The sequence below is a fragment of the Arthrobacter sp. UYNi723 genome (genome assembly GCF_054057635.1).
The window spans coordinates 44,843-61,538 of the sequence record NZ_JBSRZM010000007.1 but is presented as its reverse complement, the minus strand read 5'-3'; the positions used below and the strand labels follow the sequence as shown (position 1 = coordinate 61,538).

The following is a 16,696-nucleotide window of genomic DNA, read 5'->3' as shown; positions in this document are numbered from 1 at the left end:
CGCCGGAGCCTCGGACAGGAGCCCTGGCCCGGTCAGTAGCGGGCTGCGTAAGGGTGGAGCTGCATCCCGGCCATCCAGCTCAACTGGGTCACGCCGATGCCCTCATCCGGATTCAGCGCCTGCACTACCTGGCCGTTCCCCAGGTAGATCGCCACGTGATAGAAGCCCGGCGCTGAGCCCCAGACCAGCAGGTCTCCACGCCGCGCCTGGGAGATCGGCACGTGAACGGGAGCTGCCGCGTACTGCTGCGCAGCGGTACGCGGCAGGTACTTGCCCGCGGCGGCGAACGCCGTCTGCACGAGACCGGAGCAGTCAAAGCCGTTGGGGCCCGTGCCGCCGTACTGGTAGAAGTACGGCGCCCCCACCTTGGACATCGCCACGGAAATGGCAGTCTCATTGGAACCGCCCGGCGATGGGGCTGGAGCAGGCGCAGGAGCAGGCGCGGGTGCTGGAGCCGGGGCTGGTGCAGGCGCTGGGGCCGGAGCCGGTGCAGGCGCGGGAGCTGGCGCGGGTGCCGGTGCAGGGGCGGGCGCGGGTGCCGGTGCAGGGGCGGGAGCTGGCGCCGGTGCTGGAACTGGAGCGGGTGCAGGTGCGGCCGGCAGGTTCCCGCCAGCGGCCGGTCCGGCTGCGGGCCGGTCTGGCGCTGCTTGGGCCGCAGCCCGATCAGCAGCCGCAGCCAGTTCGGCGAGCCTGGCCTCCTCGCGCCGCCTGTCCAAGGCATCAATGCGAGCCGATTCGAGGGCCACTGTGGTGTTCCGCAGCTGGGCGAGCTGATCCACGAGGATTGTCCGCTGCGCCGCGGCTTCGGCTACGGCCTTGGCCTGGGTGGCGTTGGCTTGTTCGGCTTCTTCCTTGCGGGCTTCGGCCTTCTGGGCGGCGTCATCGGCGGCCCGGTTGGCGTCGTCGGCGGCGGCCGTCAGGGACTGAGCCGCGGACGCTGCGGATGCGGCCGCTTCGAAGGCGCGGCTCCGGCTGGCCGAAATGGCTTCCAGCGTCGCGGCCTGGTGCAGGGCTTCGGCATTGCCGCTGACGAACGTGCCCAGCGTCGGGTTCAGCCCGCCGTTGCGGTAGAGGTCACCGGCGAGTTGGCCGACCTGTTTCCGGGTCCTGTCCTGCTCGTTGGTCGCAGCGGTGGCCTTGGCCGTGGCCACTTCCGCAGCCGTCCTGCGGTCCTGCAGTTCTACCAGGGCTTCGCCGTAGGCGTTGTTGGCTTGCAGCGACAAAGCAAACGTGGCTTGCTGGGCGCTGGTGGCGTCGGCCAGGAGGCGTTCGATGATGGCGACCTGATCCGCCGTCGCGCGTTCACTCGCCTTAGCCGTGGCGATGTCCTCCGGGGTGGGAAGTTCCGGTGACGCCGGACGCTGGACTGTTGGAGCCTGCGGTAGCGGCGCTGCCTGGGCGGGGAGGGTCAGGCTGCCGAAAAGTACGACGGCGGTGCACAGTACGGCGGCCTTCAGGCCGGATCCGGTCAAACCCATTCGCAGAACCTCGCACGCAGTAAGGCTGGGGGAGCGAGGTCTGGTGGCGGCACAAGGAGCCCCTCTGCTGATCTCCCAGCAGTCCGAGGCTACGTGAGCGTGTGCACTTTGGCAACACTAGTCACATCAATAACATAAACAACAAGAGTGCAATTCCGGCGCATCTGGGCCGGCGTGTCGCGGAATCGGCTCCCGCTCCGCAGGACAGATCTCTCCCTGCCAAGTGGCTAGGGCTCCGCCGGGTACGCGTGGGCGGGATCCAGTGGTGGGCGGCCGGAAGTCACCGCCGCTGTGTCTGGCTATGCCCCTTGACTTGGCGTCACAGGAGGCAGATTTTTGCGTGCCCGGGCGTCTGCCGGCCGCGGATTTCCGGGGTTCGCGACTTCGCCGGTGGCCAAAAGGGTGCTCGGCGTGACGCAAGGGGGCTTCGCGGTTGGGCTGGATCCGGCAGCGTGCGTCAAAGCGATGTAGTGGGCCCCCGCCTGCAGGGTTCCCTGGCCGAGCTTGCGAGGTTAGGGGTGCCGGTGGGGCGCAGCACGCAGAGGATGTCAGCCTCACTGCCGCCGTGTCATGCGTGTTGGCGCGATTCGTGCTCCGAGTGGCTGGCGGGTTCCAGCTGGAAAGTGCAGTGCTCGGTGTCAAAGTGGGAGCCCAGGCAGGTGGTGAGCTTGTCCAGGAGTTGGTCGGCGCCGCGGGCATTAAGGACGCCGTCCTCCACCACCACGTGGGCCGAAAACACCGGCACGCCGGACGTGATGGTCCAGATGTGGATGTCATGGACGTCAACTACTCCGTCAACGGAGAGGATGTGTTCGCGGATCATCTGCACCTCCACACCCTTGGGGGTCGCTTCCAGGAGGACGTCCACCACATCCCGCAGCAGGCTCCAGGCCCGAGGCAGGATCATCAGGGCGATGAGCACGGAGGCGATCGTATCGGCGGCCTGGTAGCCGGTGAACATGATGACCAGGGCAGCCACGATGACGGCGACTGAGCCCAGCAGGTCGCCCAGCACTTCAAGGTAGGCGCCCCGGACGTTCAGGCTGTCCTGGTGTGCCCCGCGCAGGATCAGCAGCGAGACCAGGTTGGCTACTGCGCCCAGGATGGCGGCGAAGAGCATGATGTCGGTGCGGACCTCGGGCGCCGAGCCGATCCGCCGGATGGCCTCGGTGAAGATGACCACCGAGATGACAATCAGGATCAGTGCGTTGGCCAGGGCTGCCAGGACCTCGGCACGCTGGTAGCCGTAGGTCCGCTGGTCGCTCGCCGGGCGTCCGGCAATCCAGGCAGCCAGAAGCGCGATGGTCACGCCTGCAGCGTCGGAGAGCATGTGGCCGGCATCCGCCAGCAGGGCCAATGATCCGGACAGTGCCGCGCCGATCACCTGGACCACCACCACCGCAAGGGTGATGGTCAGGACGGCGATGAGCCGTTTGCGGTGCCGGCCTGTTGCCGTGATCCCGTGTGTGTGGCTGTGGTCGTGTCCCATGCCTACAAGGCTAGTCCCAGCCGAGCTCGTGCAGCCGCCGGTCATCGATGCCGAAGTGGTGGGCGATCTCGTGGACCACCGTCACGGCCACTTCCTGGATCACCTCGTCGCGGGACCCGCAGATGTCCAGGATGGGTTGGCGGAAGATGGTGATCCGGTCCGGCAGGGAACCGGCATCCCACCATGAATCCCGCTCCGTCAAGGGAACACCCTCATAGAGGCCCAGCAGAACGGTGTCCGGGTCCTCGCCCGGGCCGGGCACGTAGTCGTCCTCGACAAACACCGCCACGTTGTCCATGGCCGCGGCAAGCTTGGCGGGGATCAGGCCCAGGGCATCCGTGACGGCGGCTTCGAAATCGTCAGCGGACATTTCAAACGGACCGGACTCTTGCGGGCCATCCGGGATGATGGGCAGGCCGGGCGGCAGGTTGACGGGCATATGCAGACTCTAGTCCGCAGCCGGGTTGGCGCGCATACTGAATCCCATCCCTGACTGCCTGTGAGGAGCCGGATGTCCGTCCGCCATCGCCTTTTTGCCGCCATGTACGACACGCTGTCGGCCTCTGTGGAGCGCAGGGAGCTCGCTCCGCGGCGGGCGCAACTGCTCTCCGCGCTGGCGGGAACCGTGGTGGACGTCGGCGCAGGCACCGGGGCCAACCTGCGGCACTTCCGCCAGGCCGAGCGCGTGATCCTCGTGGAACCGGACCGCTATATGCGGGCTAGATTGAGCGCCCGTCTGGGGGAGTCGCCCGTTCCGGTGGAGGTTTCCGACGCCGATGCGGAGCACCTTCCGCTGCCGGACGGCGCGGCGGACGCCGTTGTATTCACCCTGGTGCTGTGCTCGGTGCCGGATCAGCGGCTTGCCCTGATGGAGGCCCGCAGGATACTGAAACCAGGCGGGACCCTCGCGGTGCTGGAGCATGTCCGCGGGCAGGGCCGTGCGGCCCGCTGGCAGGACAGGCTGGACGGTCTGTGGGGCCGTTGTGTGGCGCCGGGTTGCCACCTCAACCGGAACACGGTGGCATCCATCGGCGAGGCCGGGTTTGAATTCACGGAAGTCAGCAGGTTGGAGGCTCCGGCTGTTGCCCTGGCCACGCCGATCATCGCGGGGACAGCAGTGAAGCCCTCCTGACGCTGAATGGACCGCCCCTACCCGGACCTGCGGCGCGTCAGGCCCACACCCACCAGGCAGACCACCCCGCCCACGAGGCCCAGCACGGCGGGGACTTCGCTGAGGACCAGCCAGGAGATCAGGATGGTGGTGCCCGGCACCAGATAGGTGGTGGCCGCCAGTTTTCCGGCGTCAATCAGCGACAGCGCGTAGGCCCACGTGGTGAATGCAATGGCGGTGGGGAAGACGCCCAGATACACCAGGCCCAGTGTTGCCGGCAGCGGGGCGGACTGCAGTTCGGACACCAGCTGGCCGCTGAAGGGCAGGCAGCAGACCGCCCCCACCATGATGCCGAACCAGGTGGCCTGGCCCGCCGGGAACTTCCGCAGCACCGGCTTCTGGATGATGACGCTGACGGCGGCGAGCACGGCGGCAAGGAGGCAGAGCAGCACGCCCGCCACATCCGCCGTCGAACGTTCCCCGGAACCTGAGCCGGATCCGAGCGCGATCAGCGCCACGCCGCCGAACGCCACCAGGCTCCCGATAATCAGCCAGCGCGGGAAGCCCTCCTTCAGGAAGAAGCCGGCCATGATGGCAACGAGGATGGGGTTGACGTTGATCAGCAGCGCGGCGGTCCCGGCGTCCAGCAGGTGTTCCGCCGCGTTCAGGGCCACGTTGTAGCCGCCGAACCACATCACGCCGTACCCCAGGATGGGCCACCATTCGCGGCCTTGCGGCAGCACTCTGCTTTTGGCCAGCTGCGGCAGCACCAGTGCACCGAGCACGACGGCGGCAACCGCCAGCCTGCCCAGGGTAAGGGATCCGGGGGAGAACGTGGGGCCGATGGCCCGGATCCCCACGAACGCCGAAGCCCAGAGCACTACGGTGACCACCACGGCGGCGACGCCGAGCGCGTTAGTGCGGCCAGGTGGTGGGCGAAGCGCTGTTGTTGTTGCTGCGCTGGGAGGGGTGCTTGAAGCCATGCTGCCAATCTATCCCCAGGGCGACGCCGGCAGCTGGCGGGAATCGGTCACGTCTAGTCGAGTTTCTGCCAATCCCGGGCCGACCACTCCAGCAGCCGTTCCAGGGGCCAGGTGGTCACAATGCGCTCCGCGGGAATGTTGTTGTGCGCGGCGCGGGCAGCCCCGTACTGGAGGAAGTCGAGCTGGCCAGGAGCATGGGCGTCGCTGTCGATCGAGAACAGGCAGCCGGCGTCGAGGGCCGTCTGGATCAGGTCGTCCGGCGGGTCCTGCCGCTCGGGCCGGGAGTTGATCTCCACCGCCACGTTGTATTCGGCGCACGCCGCGAAGACCTTCCGGGCGTCGAAGTCCGATTGCGGTCGCGTGCCACGGGAGCCCTCCACCAGGCGTCCGGTGCAGTGGCCGAGCACGTTGGTACGGGGGTTATGAATGCCCTGGAGCATCCGCCGGGTCATGGTGTCGCGGTCCGCCCGGAGCTTCGAATGGACACTTGCCACCACAATATCCAGCCGCTCCAGCATGCCCGGTGACTGGTCCAGTTCGCCGGATTCCAGGATGTCCACTTCGATGCCGGTCAGGAGCCGGAATCCGTCCTTTTTGCCGTCAACTGCAGCGGCGTTGATGGTAGCCACAACGTCGAGCTGTTCGGTCAGGCGCTCGGCGCTGAGCCCGTTGGCGATGGTCAGGTTCGGAGAGTGGTCTGTCAGGGCCAGGTACTCGCGGCCCAGAAGTCGGGCGGCGTCTGCCATGAGCTGGATGGGGGAGCCGCCGTCGGACCAGTCGCTGTGGCTGTGGAGGTCGCCACGGAGTGCTGCGTGGAGCTTGGCCCCGCCGTCCGCGAGAGGCTTCGCGCTGCGCTGACGCAGGTCCTCAAGGTACTCGGGCACGTCGCCGTCTACTGCCTGCCGGACCACCTGGTAGGTCCTGTCGCCGATGCCCTTCATGCTCTTGAGCCTGCCGTCCCGGGCCCGGGACGCCACCTCGGATGGGTCAAGCCCGGCGATGATCCCGGCCGCCTTCCGGAAGGCCTGGACCTTGAAGGTGGCAGCGCGTTCCCGTTCCAACCAGAAGGCAATTTCATTGAGTGCGGCGACGGCATCCATCTGTCCATCTTCGCCTGTATCGGCGGCTTCGGTCAGGTGTCTGGGAGCCGATTTTGAGTTATTCCCGCCGAGGCCCTATAGTTTTAGAGTCCAGTTCGGAGCAACTGCAAAACGAAGACTGAGAGCCTCGGCTCGAAGCCTTTTATTTTGTGCCGAACGGGTTCTGGCCCCCATCGTCTAGCGGCCTAGGACACCGCCCTTTCACGGCGGCGGCACGGGTTCGAATCCCGTTGGGGGTACGCAAGGAACTGGTCTGGCAGGCTGAAAACGTCTGGTAAGCTGGAAGCCTTGAAAAAAGCGGTAGCGATGCCGCGAAGCAAGAAAATCAAGGCCCTGTAGCGCAGTTGGTTAGCGCGCCGCCCTGTCACGGCGGAGGTCGCGGGTTCAAGTCCCGTCAGGGTCGCTCTGATTGCCAGAAGAAATTCCGGCGGTCAAGGTGACATGTCACCTAGGCTCTGTAGCTCAGTTGGTAGAGCGTTCGACTGAAAATCGAAAGGTCACCGGATCGACGCCGGTCGGAGCCACCACTGGGAAGCATCAGTTCTTCGGAACTGGTGCTTTTCTTCTTTAACCCCATCATCGATGACGAGGCTGCCTCCGGCCTGCGACGCGCACTCTCGCCTGCGACGCGCAAAAACCCTGTCGCTACCGGGATTCGCGTGTCGTCAGGCCGTTTCTGTGGCGGTAGGAAATTTGCGCGTCATATAGGAAGCCCGCACGAGGCGCCTGTGGCGACGATGCCGAGTACGCGGCGTTCGGAAAGTTCTTCAAGACGATGTGCTCGTCTTCTCCGCGTGGGACGACGGCGACCCCCGGCACCCGCTGTACTGGACCGGGCGCCCGGCACCCCATCGATTGCTCCGCAGCGGCCCTTTTGGGGCCTCAAAACGGCCGTTACGGAGCAACCGATGAGGAAAAGCAGGCAAACGGCACGTGAATCTTCCAGTCCAAGGACCTGCTGCACTGGGACTTCCTCAGCGACTTCTCCGGTGTCGGCGCACAGGGCGGACTGTGGGAGATGCCTGAACTCCTGGAGGTTCCCGTGGAAGGGACGGACGAGCGGCGCTGGGTCATGCTCCTCAGTATCAACCCGGGCGGCATAGCCGGCGGCTCAGGCATGCAGTACTTCACGGGAGACTTCGACGGCGTGACGTTCCGCGCCGAGGGCGCCGCAAGTCCGGACGCTCCGCTGCAGGACCACCAAGGGTGGATTACGGCGCGGACTTCTACGCCGCCACCACCATCTCCGGAGCCCCCGGCGGCAAGCCCGTCCTCTTCGGCTGGATGGGGAACTGGGACTACGCCCAGAAGATGCCCACCACTCCCTGGCGCGGCGCCATGGCAATTCCCCGTGAGCTGACGCTCTCTGGTGGCAGCAGCAGCAACGGTAACGACGACGGCGGCAGGCCCGCCTTGCGCTCGTCCATCGCCGCTGCCCCCGCTGAAGTTTTGTCCAGTGGAGCTGCCTCCTAGCGGCAACTGACCGTTGCCGATGAAAGCAAGCCGCGGGGGAGGACTTCTCCTCCAGGTCCCAACTCCTTGATGTTGAACTGACGCCGGACGGTGCTGCGGAGGCCGGAATCGAACTGCGCGGGCTCAAGATCCGTTACCAAGCGCAGTCAGGCACGCTGACGGTTGACCGGTCCGCGGCAGGGACCTCAAACTTTTCGGACAAGTTCAGCCCCTACCACCAGGTGAGCGTCCCACTCGTGGACGGAAAACTGAAGCTGCGGATACTGCTCGATACCTCCTCGGTGGAAGTGTTCGCCCCCGGAAGCGGCACTGTTGTCACAGACCTCTTCCTGCCCGACTGGTCCGACACTGACACGTCGGTGTTCAGCGAAGGCGGAAAGACCGGATTTACGCTGACCGGCCGGAAGCTGGCCTGACTCGCCACGGATTCCCGTGCGTTCCCGCACGCAGGGGATAGGGTTGGGAACAACAGAAGGGGAAGTGTCTGATGGAATACCAGAACCCACAACCCGATGCGGGAGTCGAGCGCCAGCATGCTACCAGCCAGCCTGCTACCAGCCACCATGCCGCCAGCCAGGCGCCCGTGCCCGGTCATGGCCGCACAGTGATCGCTGAGACCGCCGTGGCAAAAGTTGCCGGCATCGCTGCCCGTGCCGTGCCCGGCGTCTATTCTTTGGGCTCGGCTCCGTCGCGTGCGCTGGGAGCCATCCGGGACGCCGTCGGCAGTTCGGACCACGCCGCCGGCGTCCGTGCCGAGGTCGGTGAGACGCAGGTGGCGGTGGACATCAGCCTGGTGGCCTCCTACGGCACGCCCCTGCATTCCCTGGCCAATCAGGTCAGATCAGCCGTTTACCGCGCGGTCGAGGAACTCGTCGGCCTGCAGGTCATTGAAGTGAATGTCGAAGTAACCGATGTCTACGTGGCGCCGCCGGCGAAGGCCGGAGCCCCTGCCGTCGCCGTCGCCGAGAGGGAGGCACTGCTGTGAATCTGACCGTTGTGGGCATCGCCATGGGCGCCTTCGTGGCGTTTATGTCCTTCCAGTTCGGGCTGTGGGGCTTCCTGGTCTCGCTCCTCTTTATGGCCATCGGCGCCCTCCTTGGCCGCGCAGCGGAAGGGAAACTGGACCTGCGCGGCGTCCTGGATGCCATCATCGGCCGGCGCTCATCGTCATGACGTCAGCGGCACCATCCATCCAGGGGCAGGTCCTGAGCGGACACAACCGCATCAGCACGCAGGCCCTGACCAGCCTTGCCAGGACGGCGGCCGCGGAAGCCCTAGGTGTGGAGCCCCACGATGTCCGGGCGGACTGGACGGACGACGACGGCCTGCTGGCTTTGTCGCTGGTGTCCCCTATCAGGATCCCGCCGCTGGCCACCGTGCTCAGGGACGCAGGCCGGGTCGCCGCATTCGGTGGATCCATTTGGGACCGGACAGTGGATGCCAAATCCAGGATCCTTTCGACGGTCACGGCCCTCAGCGGTGCCAGTCTGAGCAGGGTGGATATCCGCATCAGCGGCGTTAAGCCGATCGAGGGAGGCCGGGTCCAGTGAGCGGAGGATCAGTGGACGGAGACCTGGATTCGAGGCAACCAAGTCGCGCCCGAGCCCAGCCGCAACCCGATATGCGCAGGGTTGTTTTCCGGGAAACCCATTCCTCGCGGGCAGTGGTGGCAACAGTGGCAGCGGTCCTGGTGATGGGGCTGGCAGGCTATGGTCTGCTCGAATCTGCCGTTCACGCCATTGGTCAGCCGGCCTGGCTGATCGAACCGCAGCTGGCGGCGGAGCGGATCGTTGCACTTCCGGCGGGTATCCCGCCGTTGCTGCTCGGTGCCAGCGGTGCCGTAGTAGCCATGGTGGGCATGTTTTTCCTGCTCAACGCCATCCTGCCGGGAAGACGAGCCCGGCACGTGCTGAACGGCACCGGAACTTCGTCCGCCGTGGTGGTCGATGACGAGGTCATCGCCTCCGCCCTGGCACGCAGCGCACGGCTCGCTGCCAATGTCACCCCGGAGCAGGTCATGGTGGTGGTGTCCCGGCGGCAGATTATCGTCAACGTGCGCCCCACCTCAGGGGTTCCAGTAGCGGAAGCGGCGGTGCTGGCCGCGGTCCAGGACGAACTCAGCGGGATGTCACTGGTCCCGGTACCTGACGTCCGCGTGAACATTTCCACCGTAGGAGTGATTGGAGCATGACGGCCACACCCTCGCTCCTCAACCGGATCCTGCTCGGCATCCTCGGACTCAAGCTGCTCGCCGTGGGCATCCTGCTCGTCCTGCTGGCCACCGTTCCACCCGTGGCAACCTGGTGGCATGCCTGGTCCGGATCGGCCTGGCGCAGCGTCAACCAGGCCTTCGACAGCACCCGCTTTCCGGGACGTCCGGAAAGCTGGCTCTGGATTGTGATGGCGCTTGCCCTGGTGGTTCTGATCGGCCTGATGGTTGCCTGGATTGCGCAGCAGGGCAAAGGCCGGAGCAACCTGTTGGTGGCCGAGTACGATCCCGGGACAGTGGCCGGGGACGTCCGGATCAGCGGGGGAGTAGCGGAGCAAGCGTTGAAGCACGCCTTGGCTGAACGGCCCGATCTGGCGGGTGCCACGGTGGCAACCTACGATGTTCAGGGCAGCCCTGCCCTGAAAATCCGGCTCCAGCCGCGCCAGGGCGTGGCGCCGCATCTCCTTGCGGCCGAAGTCTCTGCCCTGGTGGATGCCTTGGACCAAGTGGTGGGAAAACAGACACCCGTCCTGATTCACATTGGTGCCGGGGCCAGGACACGGTTCAGCCGCGCTGAGCGCGTCCGTTAGTGTGATCCGGGGGACATCTATTCGTGCCGATGCCGGCGGACATCGCCAGGCAACGGGCCACCACCACTGTCCGGATGGAATAACCGGGGAATCAAGGAGAACACCATGAGCGAGCAAGTAACTGGCAGCGGAGCGGTAGACGAAGGCACGGCAGAAAAGGCCAAGGAATTCGCTGGCGAGGCTGCGGAGAACGCCAAGGAACTTGCTGGCGATGTTGCTGAAAACGCCAAGGAACTGGCCGGCAGCGTGACCGAGAACGTGAAGGGCTTTGGCGCGAAGATCGCAGGGCTGTTCAAGGGCGGCAAGTAGACCCAACCACGGGGCATGCCCCATGGTGCCCAAAGGGCGCCGCGCTCCCCGGGGAGCGCGGCGCCCTTCTTGTTTGCGGCCTGTGGGCAGGATAGCCGCACGTCCACGGCGTCCCGCGGTCCCGCACAACATTGCTGCGGCGCCCAAAACGCCCATTGGCAGGGGCCTAGATATCCTTTCGGACACGACGTGTGTAAGCGCTTGCATTCCTGGCCTGGACTCGATTAGTGTGTGATTCACACCACGTCATGACGTACGTCACCCTAATCGCACCTGTTGAAGTTCTGTAACTCACCGAGGAGTCCTCAGCATGAAAAACCGCAAATACCTGCTTCCGGTTGCTGCCACCGGAATTCTGGCACTGTCCCTGACGGCCTGCAGTCCCGGCGGGGGCGGTGGCGGCACCACCACCGGCAGCGACTGTTCTGCCTACGAGAGCTACGGCAAGCACGACGGCAAGACCGTCTCCGTCTACTCCACCATCGTGGACATCGAAGCTACCAACCTGGAAACCGCTTGGGCAACGTTTGAAGAATGCACCGGGGCAACCATCAAATACGAGGGCAGCAAGGAATTCGAGACCCAGATCGGTGTCCGGGCCAAGGCAGGAAACGCCCCGGACGTCGCCATTTTCCCGCAGCCCGGGCTCCTGGCCGATCAGGCCAAGGCAGGCGGCCTGAAGCCGGCTCCGAAGGCAGTCTCGGATCTTGTGGACAAGAACTGGTCCGCTGACTGGAAGAAGTACGGCACGGTGGACGGGACCTTCTACGCGGCACCGATGCTCGCGAACGTCAAGGGTTACGTCTGGTACGCCCCGAAGACGTTCAAGGACAAGGGGTGGGAAGTTCCCAAGACCTGGGACGAAATGCTGACACTGTCCAAGAAGATCGCCGATGACGGCGCCATGAAGCCCTGGTGTGCCGGCTTCGAATCCGGCGAAGCGACCGGCTGGCCGGGCACTGACTGGGTCGAGGATGTTGTCCTCCGCGCCCAGGGCCCCGAGGTATACGACCAGTGGGTCACGCACGGGATTCCCTTCAACGACCCCAAGATTGTGGATGCGCTGAACCAGACCGGCGAGATCCTCCTGAACTCCGACTATGTCAACGGCGGATTTGGCGACGTTCGTTCAATCCTGACCACCGGCTTCGCGCAGGCAGGTCAGCCCGTCCTCGATGGCCAGTGCGCCATGCACCACCAGGCCAACTTCCAGGCAGCCAACTGGCCGGAAGGGACCGCCGTGGCTCCCGATGGCGACGTCTGGGCCTTCATGACGCCTCCGATCGACCCCAGCAAGGGCCAGGCAATCACCGGCGGCGGCGAGATGGTGGGCGCCTACAAGGACACCCCCGAGGTCCAGGCCTTCCTGGCTTACTTGGCCAGCGCCGAGTTCGCCAACAACCGCGTCAAGCTCGGTGGCGTCATCAGTGCCAACAAGGGACTGGACCCGGCGAGTGCCCAGACGGAACTCGACAAGCAGTCCATCGCCCTGCTCCAGGATCCGGACACCGTCTTCCGCTTCGACGGCTCTGACCTGATGCCTGGCGCCGTAGGCTCCAACTCCTTCTGGAAGGGCATCGTTGCATGGATCAACGGCACTCCCGCCCAGCAGGTTGCCGACAGCGTCGAAGGCAGCTGGCCTAAGAGCTAACCTCCTTCGCATCGCGCCCTTGGGACAACAAGTCCCAAGGGCGCAATGTTGATACCGAACGAACTAATCCACGCACACCACGGAGGTTGGGCAATGGAGTTTCTTGGAGGAAAATTTTTTCAAGTTTTTATCGCCTTAGCGGTTTTTGCCGCGCTAATTGGGCTGATCATGCTGATTGTGGACAGGGCTCCCAAATCAGTCAAAGACAAACTGACGATCGTTGGCTTTCTGGCGCCAGCGGTAATCCTGATGCTGGTCGGCCTGGTTTATCCGGCCGTGCAGACATCGATCCTGGCGTTCACGAATGCCTCCGGACAGCCAAACGGAGCCGATAACTTCGTCTGGATGTTTACGCAGCCCGAGGCGCTGGTTACGCTGCGCAACACTGTCATTTGGACGGTGCTGGTGCCGTTGCTCTCCACCGGTTTCGGCCTCGCCTACGCGGTGTTCATCGACAAGGCCCGCGGCGAAAAAGTGCTTAAAGCTCTGGTCTTTATGCCGATGGCCATCTCATTCGTCGGCGCCGGCATTATCTGGAAGCTCGTCTACGATTACCGCGGCCCCGGCATCGAACAGACAGGCGTTATTAACGCCCTGCGGGTCATGCTGGGAATGGATCCCAAGCAGTTCCTCCTGGATGCCCCGGAAAACACCATCTTCCTCATCATCGTGATGGTTTGGATACAAACAGGCTTTGCCATGGTGATCCTCTCTGCTGCCATCAAGGGCGTTCCCATGGAACTGGTTGAGGCAGCGCGCCTCGACGGCGCCAATGCCTGGGAGCAGTTCCGCAACGTGACCGTTCCCGGCATTCGGGGCTCTTTGGTCGTGGTGCTGACAACCATCACCATAGCCACGCTGAAGGTCTTCGACATTGTCCGCACCATGACGGCGGGCAACTATGACACCTCAGTGGTCGCCAACGAGATGTACACGCAGGCCTTCCGTGCCGGCGAACCGGGCAGGGGCGCAGCACTGGCCCTCATCCTGTTCCTCCTCGTCCTGCCAATCGTGGTCTACAACGCCCGCGTACTCCGTCAGCAAAGGGAAATCCGATGACCGTCATGCCAGCGCCGGATGCGGCGGCCAACACTTCCCGGACCCAGACACGCAAAGACAAGGCCCGTCCCGCGACGCCGGAGGATTCCGAGCCGATCATGCGGCGGGTCAAGACCAAGCTGACCTCACGGTGGGCCACCGCGGCCGCCGTGATCATTGCGACGATCTGGACAGTGCCTACGTTAGGTCTCCTGGTGTCCTCGATCCGTCCGGCGGCCAAGCAAGTGGGCCCGCGTTCGGATGGCTGGTGGAACTTTTTTGCGGACTGGGATTTCACCTTCAAGAATTACGTCGATGTCACGGCAGCGGCAGGATCGCAGTCGGCAAACCTTTCGCAGTACTTCGTCAACTCCCTTGCGATTGTCATCCCGGTAACCGTCTTTGTCCTGGTGCTGGCCTCCATGGCGGCCTACATGTTCGCATGGGGCAACTTCAAGGGCCGCGAATGGGCGTTCATCATCGTTTTCGCGTTGCAGATCATCCCGCTGCAGATGGCCCTCATTCCGTTGCTGACGCTGTTCACGCAGGTGCTTCAGATTCCGCCCGGGTCCTATACGCAGCTCTGGATCGCCCACACCATGTTCGGGCTCCCGTTGGGCATCTTCCTGCTGCACAACTTCATCTCGGAGATCCCGGGCGAAGTTATCGAGGCCGCGAAGGTGGACGGGGCAGGCCACACCACCATTTTCTGGCGGATCATCCTGCCGTTGTCGGTGCCGGCATTGGCGTCGTTGGCCATCTTCCAGTTCCTGTGGGTCTGGAATGACCTGCTCGTGGCATTGGTGTTCTCCGGTGGAACGGCAGACGTAGCACCCATCACCCAACGGCTCGCTGAGATCTCAGGTACCCGTGGTAACAGGGATTACCTGAACCCTGCGGCTGCGTTCGTGTCCATCATTGTGCCGCTGGCTGTGTTCTTCGGCCTGCAGCGCTACTTTGTCCGTGGTCTCCTGGCCGGCGGCCTCAAGGGCTGACCGGCCCCAGACTGACCAGCATGAGGGGCCGGCCGGACGCAAGGAGCGGGCCGGCAGGTAACACTGTGACGTCGGGAGGCCCGCAACCTAGCATGGCTTGGGGGCAAATGCATAGCGGATATTAAGTTTGAGCCCATGAGGGGAAACGGTGGCACGCATGGCTGAAAGGTCTCAACGGGGTGGCCACAGCGGCGTCAGCATTGAGGACGTGGCGGCAGCCGCAGGCGTATCCACTGCCACCGTTTCCCGGGCCGTGCGCGGGCTGCCCAGGGTTTCGCCCGCCACCCGGGAGAAGATCCTCGAGGTGGCGGGTGCCTTGGGTTATGTGGCGTCGTCGTCGGCGTCAGGACTGGCCACCGGCCGCACCAAGACCATTGGCGTCCTGGCACCGTTCGTGAGCCGCTGGTTCTTCTCCAAGGCCATTGAGGGTGCGGACCGCGAACTTCACGCCCGCCACTACAACCTTTCCCTCTTCAACCTGGGCGGTCACGGCAGCAACCGTGAACGCCTGTTCAGCAAGACCATGGTGTACAAACAGATTGACGCCCTGCTTGTCCTTTGTATGGCGCTCAGCCACGAGGAACTGGACCATCTCCAGAAGATTGATATCCCGCTGATCGTGGTGGGCGGCCATGTGGAGGAGTGCGCGTATATCGGCATCGACGACTACGCCGCAGCGTCCACCGCCGTACGGCACCTGATCGACCTCGGTCACCGGGACATTGCCCTCCTGCACGGCGACGACGAAACGGACCTTAACTTCGACGTTCCCCGCGTGCGGATCCTGGCTTTCAAGGACGTTATGGCAGGAGCGGGGCTGCCCACCCGCCCTGAGTGGGACGAATGGGGAGACTTCACGGTCCGCAGCGGGCAGGAGGCCTTCCGGCGCCTCTGGGCCCGGCCGGGCCCCAAACCAACAGCCATCTTCTGCGCCTCCGACGAAATGGCCATGGGCGTCATCTTCGAAGCCGCTCGCATGGGCGTACGGGTGCCTGAGGACCTCTCGGTTGTGGGGATCGATGACCACGATTTCGCCGACGCGATGGGCCTGACCACAGTGGGACAGCGGCCCGACGAACAGGCTGAGCTGGCCACCAAGATGCTCCTCGATGAACTGGACGGCACGGTCGGGGCGGTCCAATCCGCCGTCGCGCCCCACCAGCTCATCGTCAGGCGTACGACGGCGCCGCCTCCTTCCTGAGGAGGCACGACATGGCATCCCAGCCAGGAAGCCGTGTCTAGGAAACAGCGGTCAGGACGCGCGGGCGAGCTGCCGGATGGGAATCCAGCGGGAAGCCAGCCTGCGGTAGGCCGCCGCGGCGCCCGTCATGTCGCCCTCTGCCAGGCATTCGATGCCCAGCCGGATGTCCATGGGCGACTCGTCCGGGTACACCTTGTCCGCCACGGCGCCGTAGTCGAGTTCCACCATGGAATTGACGTGGAACAGCTCCAGCCATTCGGTCAGCTGCGCGAGGTCGTCCAGCATGTCCAGGTCCGGGGCCGCCAGCGCCAGGTGGGCCACGGCGTACCGTGCCCGCTCCATGGCTTCGGTGATGGGAGCCCACACCCTGACGGTGAGGATGCGCCCGCCTGATTCCACCACGTCCTTATGGTCGCCTTCCATAAACAGCGAGAACCAGCTGAAAGGGATGCCCCACGTGGAGGCGCGGGTATGGACACGGATGGCGCCGTCACGGGCTTTGACCTGGTCAATGCGTTCCTGGTGCTTGTCCCGCTGCTCTTCCGGAATCAGCATTTCGGCCAGCGGGCCGTGGATGCCTTCCATGAGGGCATTGGCGGCGAGGCCAGCGCGCAGGACCAGCTGGCTGGGGCAGTACAGCAGGACGCGCCCGGACCAAGCGTCACGCCCACCGTCCCCCCCAGCGTCAGGCCCAAGGCCGGAACCGGCGCCTATCCCGGTACCCAAGCCTGACTCGGCACCCGGGCCGGTTTCTGCACCCGGGCCGGCGGCAGCGCCGGCGTCGGACGTTCCTGGCTGCGGGGTCCGCCCGGGGGGTACACCGGGAATGCTGGTGACCCGGACCAGGTCCGTCCGCCCCGTGGGGAAGGGATCCCCGCCGGAGCGGGTGATCCGGCCCAGCGAGGCCAGCAGTTCGGCGTTTTCGACGGCGGCCCGGGAGGCTGTGCGGGCACCGGCGGACCGGATGGCCTCCCGCTGTCCTTCCGGGAACGCTTCCAGCGGTTCGTAGACGCGCAGGGTGGAGGAGAACGGCAGCCCGGCCTGGCCCCGGTAGAGGTTTCCCGTCATT

Annotated in this window: 19 protein-coding genes, 3 tRNA genes and 1 pseudogene; 17 read left to right on the top strand and 6 right to left on the bottom strand. The window is 65.0% G+C overall.

The annotated features are described in order from the left end of the window. Positions 1-32 precede the first annotated feature (32 nt). The 3 genes from ACVWY0_RS07535 to ACVWY0_RS07525 all read right to left on the bottom strand — a co-directional run bounded on the left by ACVWY0_RS07535 (position 33) and on the right by ACVWY0_RS07525 (position 3,406). Positions 33-1,478: a C40 family peptidase gene (locus ACVWY0_RS07535; RefSeq protein WP_485836136.1), complete on the bottom strand. Its 1,446-nt coding sequence runs from the start codon at positions 1,476-1,478 to the stop codon at positions 33-35. A gap of 568 nt (positions 1,479-2,046) precedes the next feature. Next, a complete protein-coding gene (locus ACVWY0_RS07530) occupies positions 2,047-2,967 on the bottom strand; it encodes a cation diffusion facilitator family transporter (protein WP_485836135.1) in 921 nt (306 codons plus the stop codon). A gap of 10 nt (positions 2,968-2,977) precedes the next feature. After that, the gene (locus ACVWY0_RS07525) at positions 2,978-3,406 is read right to left on the bottom strand and encodes a metallopeptidase family protein (RefSeq protein WP_056348808.1); all 429 of its coding nucleotides are present in this window, start codon (positions 3,404-3,406) and stop codon (positions 2,978-2,980) included. 72 nt (positions 3,407-3,478) lie between these two features. Between ACVWY0_RS07525 and ACVWY0_RS07520 the strand changes: the two genes are divergently transcribed. Then, positions 3,479-4,099 (top strand): class I SAM-dependent methyltransferase, encoded by a 621-nt coding sequence (locus ACVWY0_RS07520; protein ID WP_485836134.1) that lies wholly within the window; start codon positions 3,479-3,481, stop codon positions 4,097-4,099. Positions 4,100-4,116: 17 nt separating this feature from the next. Here the strand turns inward: ACVWY0_RS07520 and ACVWY0_RS07515 are convergent, their stop codons facing one another. Together ACVWY0_RS07515 and ACVWY0_RS07510 are read right to left on the bottom strand one after the other, a co-directional pair. Beyond that, positions 4,117-5,061 (bottom strand): DMT family transporter, encoded by a 945-nt coding sequence (locus tag ACVWY0_RS07515; RefSeq protein ID WP_485836133.1) that lies wholly within the window; start codon positions 5,059-5,061, stop codon positions 4,117-4,119. 53 nt (positions 5,062-5,114) lie between these two features. Then, complete coding sequence (locus ACVWY0_RS07510; RefSeq protein WP_485836132.1) at positions 5,115-6,161, bottom strand: PHP domain-containing protein; 1,047 nt, start codon at positions 6,159-6,161, stop codon at positions 5,115-5,117. Positions 6,162-6,327: 166 nt separating this feature from the next. Here ACVWY0_RS07510 and ACVWY0_RS07505 point away from each other — a divergent pair. The 16 genes and pseudogenes from ACVWY0_RS07505 (at position 6,328) to ACVWY0_RS07430 (ending at position 15,627) form a co-directional block, all read left to right on the top strand. Continuing rightward, positions 6,328-6,400: transfer RNA gene (locus tag ACVWY0_RS07505), tRNA-Glu, on the top strand. A 90-nt stretch (positions 6,401-6,490) separates the two neighbouring features. Beyond that, positions 6,491-6,564, top strand: a tRNA-Asp gene (locus ACVWY0_RS07500). A gap of 48 nt (positions 6,565-6,612) precedes the next feature. After that, positions 6,613-6,688: transfer RNA gene (locus tag ACVWY0_RS07495), tRNA-Phe, on the top strand. Between the two features lie 410 nt (positions 6,689-7,098). After that, positions 7,099-7,266 (top strand): annotated as a pseudogene (locus ACVWY0_RS07490) (glycoside hydrolase family 32 protein); the annotation flags it as partial. A 101-nt stretch (positions 7,267-7,367) separates the two neighbouring features. Next, the gene (locus tag ACVWY0_RS07485; RefSeq protein ID WP_485836131.1) at positions 7,368-7,634 is read left to right on the top strand and encodes a hypothetical protein; all 267 of its coding nucleotides are present in this window, start codon (positions 7,368-7,370) and stop codon (positions 7,632-7,634) included. 77 nt (positions 7,635-7,711) lie between these two features. Beyond that, on the top strand, positions 7,712-8,050 hold the full coding sequence (locus ACVWY0_RS07480) for a glycoside hydrolase family 32 C-terminal domain-containing protein (RefSeq protein WP_485836217.1): 339 nt from the start codon (positions 7,712-7,714) through the stop codon (positions 8,048-8,050). A 71-nt stretch (positions 8,051-8,121) separates the two neighbouring features. Continuing rightward, positions 8,122-8,619, top strand: a complete 498-nt coding sequence (locus tag ACVWY0_RS07475) for an Asp23/Gls24 family envelope stress response protein (RefSeq protein WP_485836130.1) — start codon at positions 8,122-8,124, stop codon at positions 8,617-8,619. Continuing rightward, the gene (locus tag ACVWY0_RS07470) at positions 8,616-8,807 is read left to right on the top strand and encodes a hypothetical protein (protein ID WP_111907359.1); all 192 of its coding nucleotides are present in this window, start codon (positions 8,616-8,618) and stop codon (positions 8,805-8,807) included. Before ACVWY0_RS07475 ends, ACVWY0_RS07470 begins: the two co-directional genes overlap by 4 nt. Further along, a complete protein-coding gene (locus tag ACVWY0_RS07465; RefSeq protein WP_485836129.1) occupies positions 8,804-9,184 on the top strand; it encodes a hypothetical protein in 381 nt (126 codons plus the stop codon). The genes ACVWY0_RS07470 and ACVWY0_RS07465 overlap by 4 nt, the downstream gene beginning before the upstream one ends. Positions 9,185-9,255: 71 nt before the next feature. Continuing rightward, positions 9,256-9,825: a hypothetical protein gene (locus ACVWY0_RS07460; RefSeq protein WP_485836128.1), complete on the top strand. Its 570-nt coding sequence runs from the start codon at positions 9,256-9,258 to the stop codon at positions 9,823-9,825. Beyond that, positions 9,822-10,433 (top strand): hypothetical protein, encoded by a 612-nt coding sequence (locus tag ACVWY0_RS07455; protein ID WP_485836127.1) that lies wholly within the window; start codon positions 9,822-9,824, stop codon positions 10,431-10,433. Before ACVWY0_RS07460 ends, ACVWY0_RS07455 begins: the two co-directional genes overlap by 4 nt. A gap of 105 nt (positions 10,434-10,538) precedes the next feature. Next, complete coding sequence (locus ACVWY0_RS07450; protein ID WP_485836126.1) at positions 10,539-10,742, top strand: hypothetical protein; 204 nt, start codon at positions 10,539-10,541, stop codon at positions 10,740-10,742. Between the two features lie 310 nt (positions 10,743-11,052). Beyond that, positions 11,053-12,393, top strand: a complete 1,341-nt coding sequence (locus ACVWY0_RS07445) for an ABC transporter substrate-binding protein (RefSeq protein WP_485836125.1) — start codon at positions 11,053-11,055, stop codon at positions 12,391-12,393. A gap of 93 nt (positions 12,394-12,486) precedes the next feature. Beyond that, positions 12,487-13,452, top strand: a complete 966-nt coding sequence (locus tag ACVWY0_RS07440; protein WP_485836124.1) for a carbohydrate ABC transporter permease — start codon at positions 12,487-12,489, stop codon at positions 13,450-13,452. Beyond that, a complete protein-coding gene (locus ACVWY0_RS07435) occupies positions 13,449-14,426 on the top strand; it encodes a carbohydrate ABC transporter permease (RefSeq protein ID WP_485836123.1) in 978 nt (325 codons plus the stop codon). The genes ACVWY0_RS07440 and ACVWY0_RS07435 overlap by 4 nt, the downstream gene beginning before the upstream one ends. A gap of 148 nt (positions 14,427-14,574) precedes the next feature. Continuing rightward, on the top strand, positions 14,575-15,627 hold the full coding sequence (locus ACVWY0_RS07430; protein WP_485836122.1) for a LacI family DNA-binding transcriptional regulator: 1,053 nt from the start codon (positions 14,575-14,577) through the stop codon (positions 15,625-15,627). Between the two features lie 51 nt (positions 15,628-15,678). On the opposite strand, the gene ACVWY0_RS07425 is transcribed toward ACVWY0_RS07430, so the two are convergent. Next, positions 15,679-16,695, bottom strand: a complete 1,017-nt coding sequence (locus tag ACVWY0_RS07425; protein ID WP_485836121.1) for a DUF8083 family protein — start codon at positions 16,693-16,695, stop codon at positions 15,679-15,681. Between the last annotated feature and the right edge of the window lies 1 nt (position 16,696).

Bases quoted from the DNA above. Each gene is read 5' to 3' on its own strand.
- ACVWY0_RS07535 (WP_485836136.1), bottom strand. From the start codon at position 1,478: ATGGGTTTGACCGGATCCGGCCTGAAGGCCGCCGTACTGTGCACCGCC.
- ACVWY0_RS07530 (WP_485836135.1), bottom strand. From the start codon at position 2,967: ATGGGACACGACCACAGCCACACACACGGGATCACGGCAACAGGCCGG.
- ACVWY0_RS07525 (WP_056348808.1), bottom strand. From the start codon at position 3,406: ATGCCCGTCAACCTGCCGCCCGGCCTGCCCATCATCCCGGATGGCCCG.
- ACVWY0_RS07520 (WP_485836134.1), top strand. From the start codon at position 3,479: ATGTCCGTCCGCCATCGCCTTTTTGCCGCCATGTACGACACGCTGTCG.
- ACVWY0_RS07515 (WP_485836133.1), bottom strand. From the start codon at position 5,061: ATGGCTTCAAGCACCCCTCCCAGCGCAGCAACAACAACAGCGCTTCGC.
- ACVWY0_RS07510 (WP_485836132.1), bottom strand. From the start codon at position 6,161: ATGGATGCCGTCGCCGCACTCAATGAAATTGCCTTCTGGTTGGAACGG.
- ACVWY0_RS07475 (WP_485836130.1), top strand. From the start codon at position 8,122: ATGGAATACCAGAACCCACAACCCGATGCGGGAGTCGAGCGCCAGCAT.
- ACVWY0_RS07465 (WP_485836129.1), top strand. From the start codon at position 8,804: ATGACGTCAGCGGCACCATCCATCCAGGGGCAGGTCCTGAGCGGACAC.
- ACVWY0_RS07460 (WP_485836128.1), top strand. From the start codon at position 9,256: ATGCGCAGGGTTGTTTTCCGGGAAACCCATTCCTCGCGGGCAGTGGTG.
- ACVWY0_RS07455 (WP_485836127.1), top strand. From the start codon at position 9,822: ATGACGGCCACACCCTCGCTCCTCAACCGGATCCTGCTCGGCATCCTC.
- ACVWY0_RS07450 (WP_485836126.1), top strand. From the start codon at position 10,539: ATGAGCGAGCAAGTAACTGGCAGCGGAGCGGTAGACGAAGGCACGGCA.
- ACVWY0_RS07445 (WP_485836125.1), top strand. From the start codon at position 11,053: ATGAAAAACCGCAAATACCTGCTTCCGGTTGCTGCCACCGGAATTCTG.
- ACVWY0_RS07440 (WP_485836124.1), top strand. From the start codon at position 12,487: ATGGAGTTTCTTGGAGGAAAATTTTTTCAAGTTTTTATCGCCTTAGCG.
- ACVWY0_RS07435 (WP_485836123.1), top strand. From the start codon at position 13,449: ATGACCGTCATGCCAGCGCCGGATGCGGCGGCCAACACTTCCCGGACC.
- ACVWY0_RS07425 (WP_485836121.1), bottom strand. From the start codon at position 16,695: ATGACGGGAAACCTCTACCGGGGCCAGGCCGGGCTGCCGTTCTCCTCC.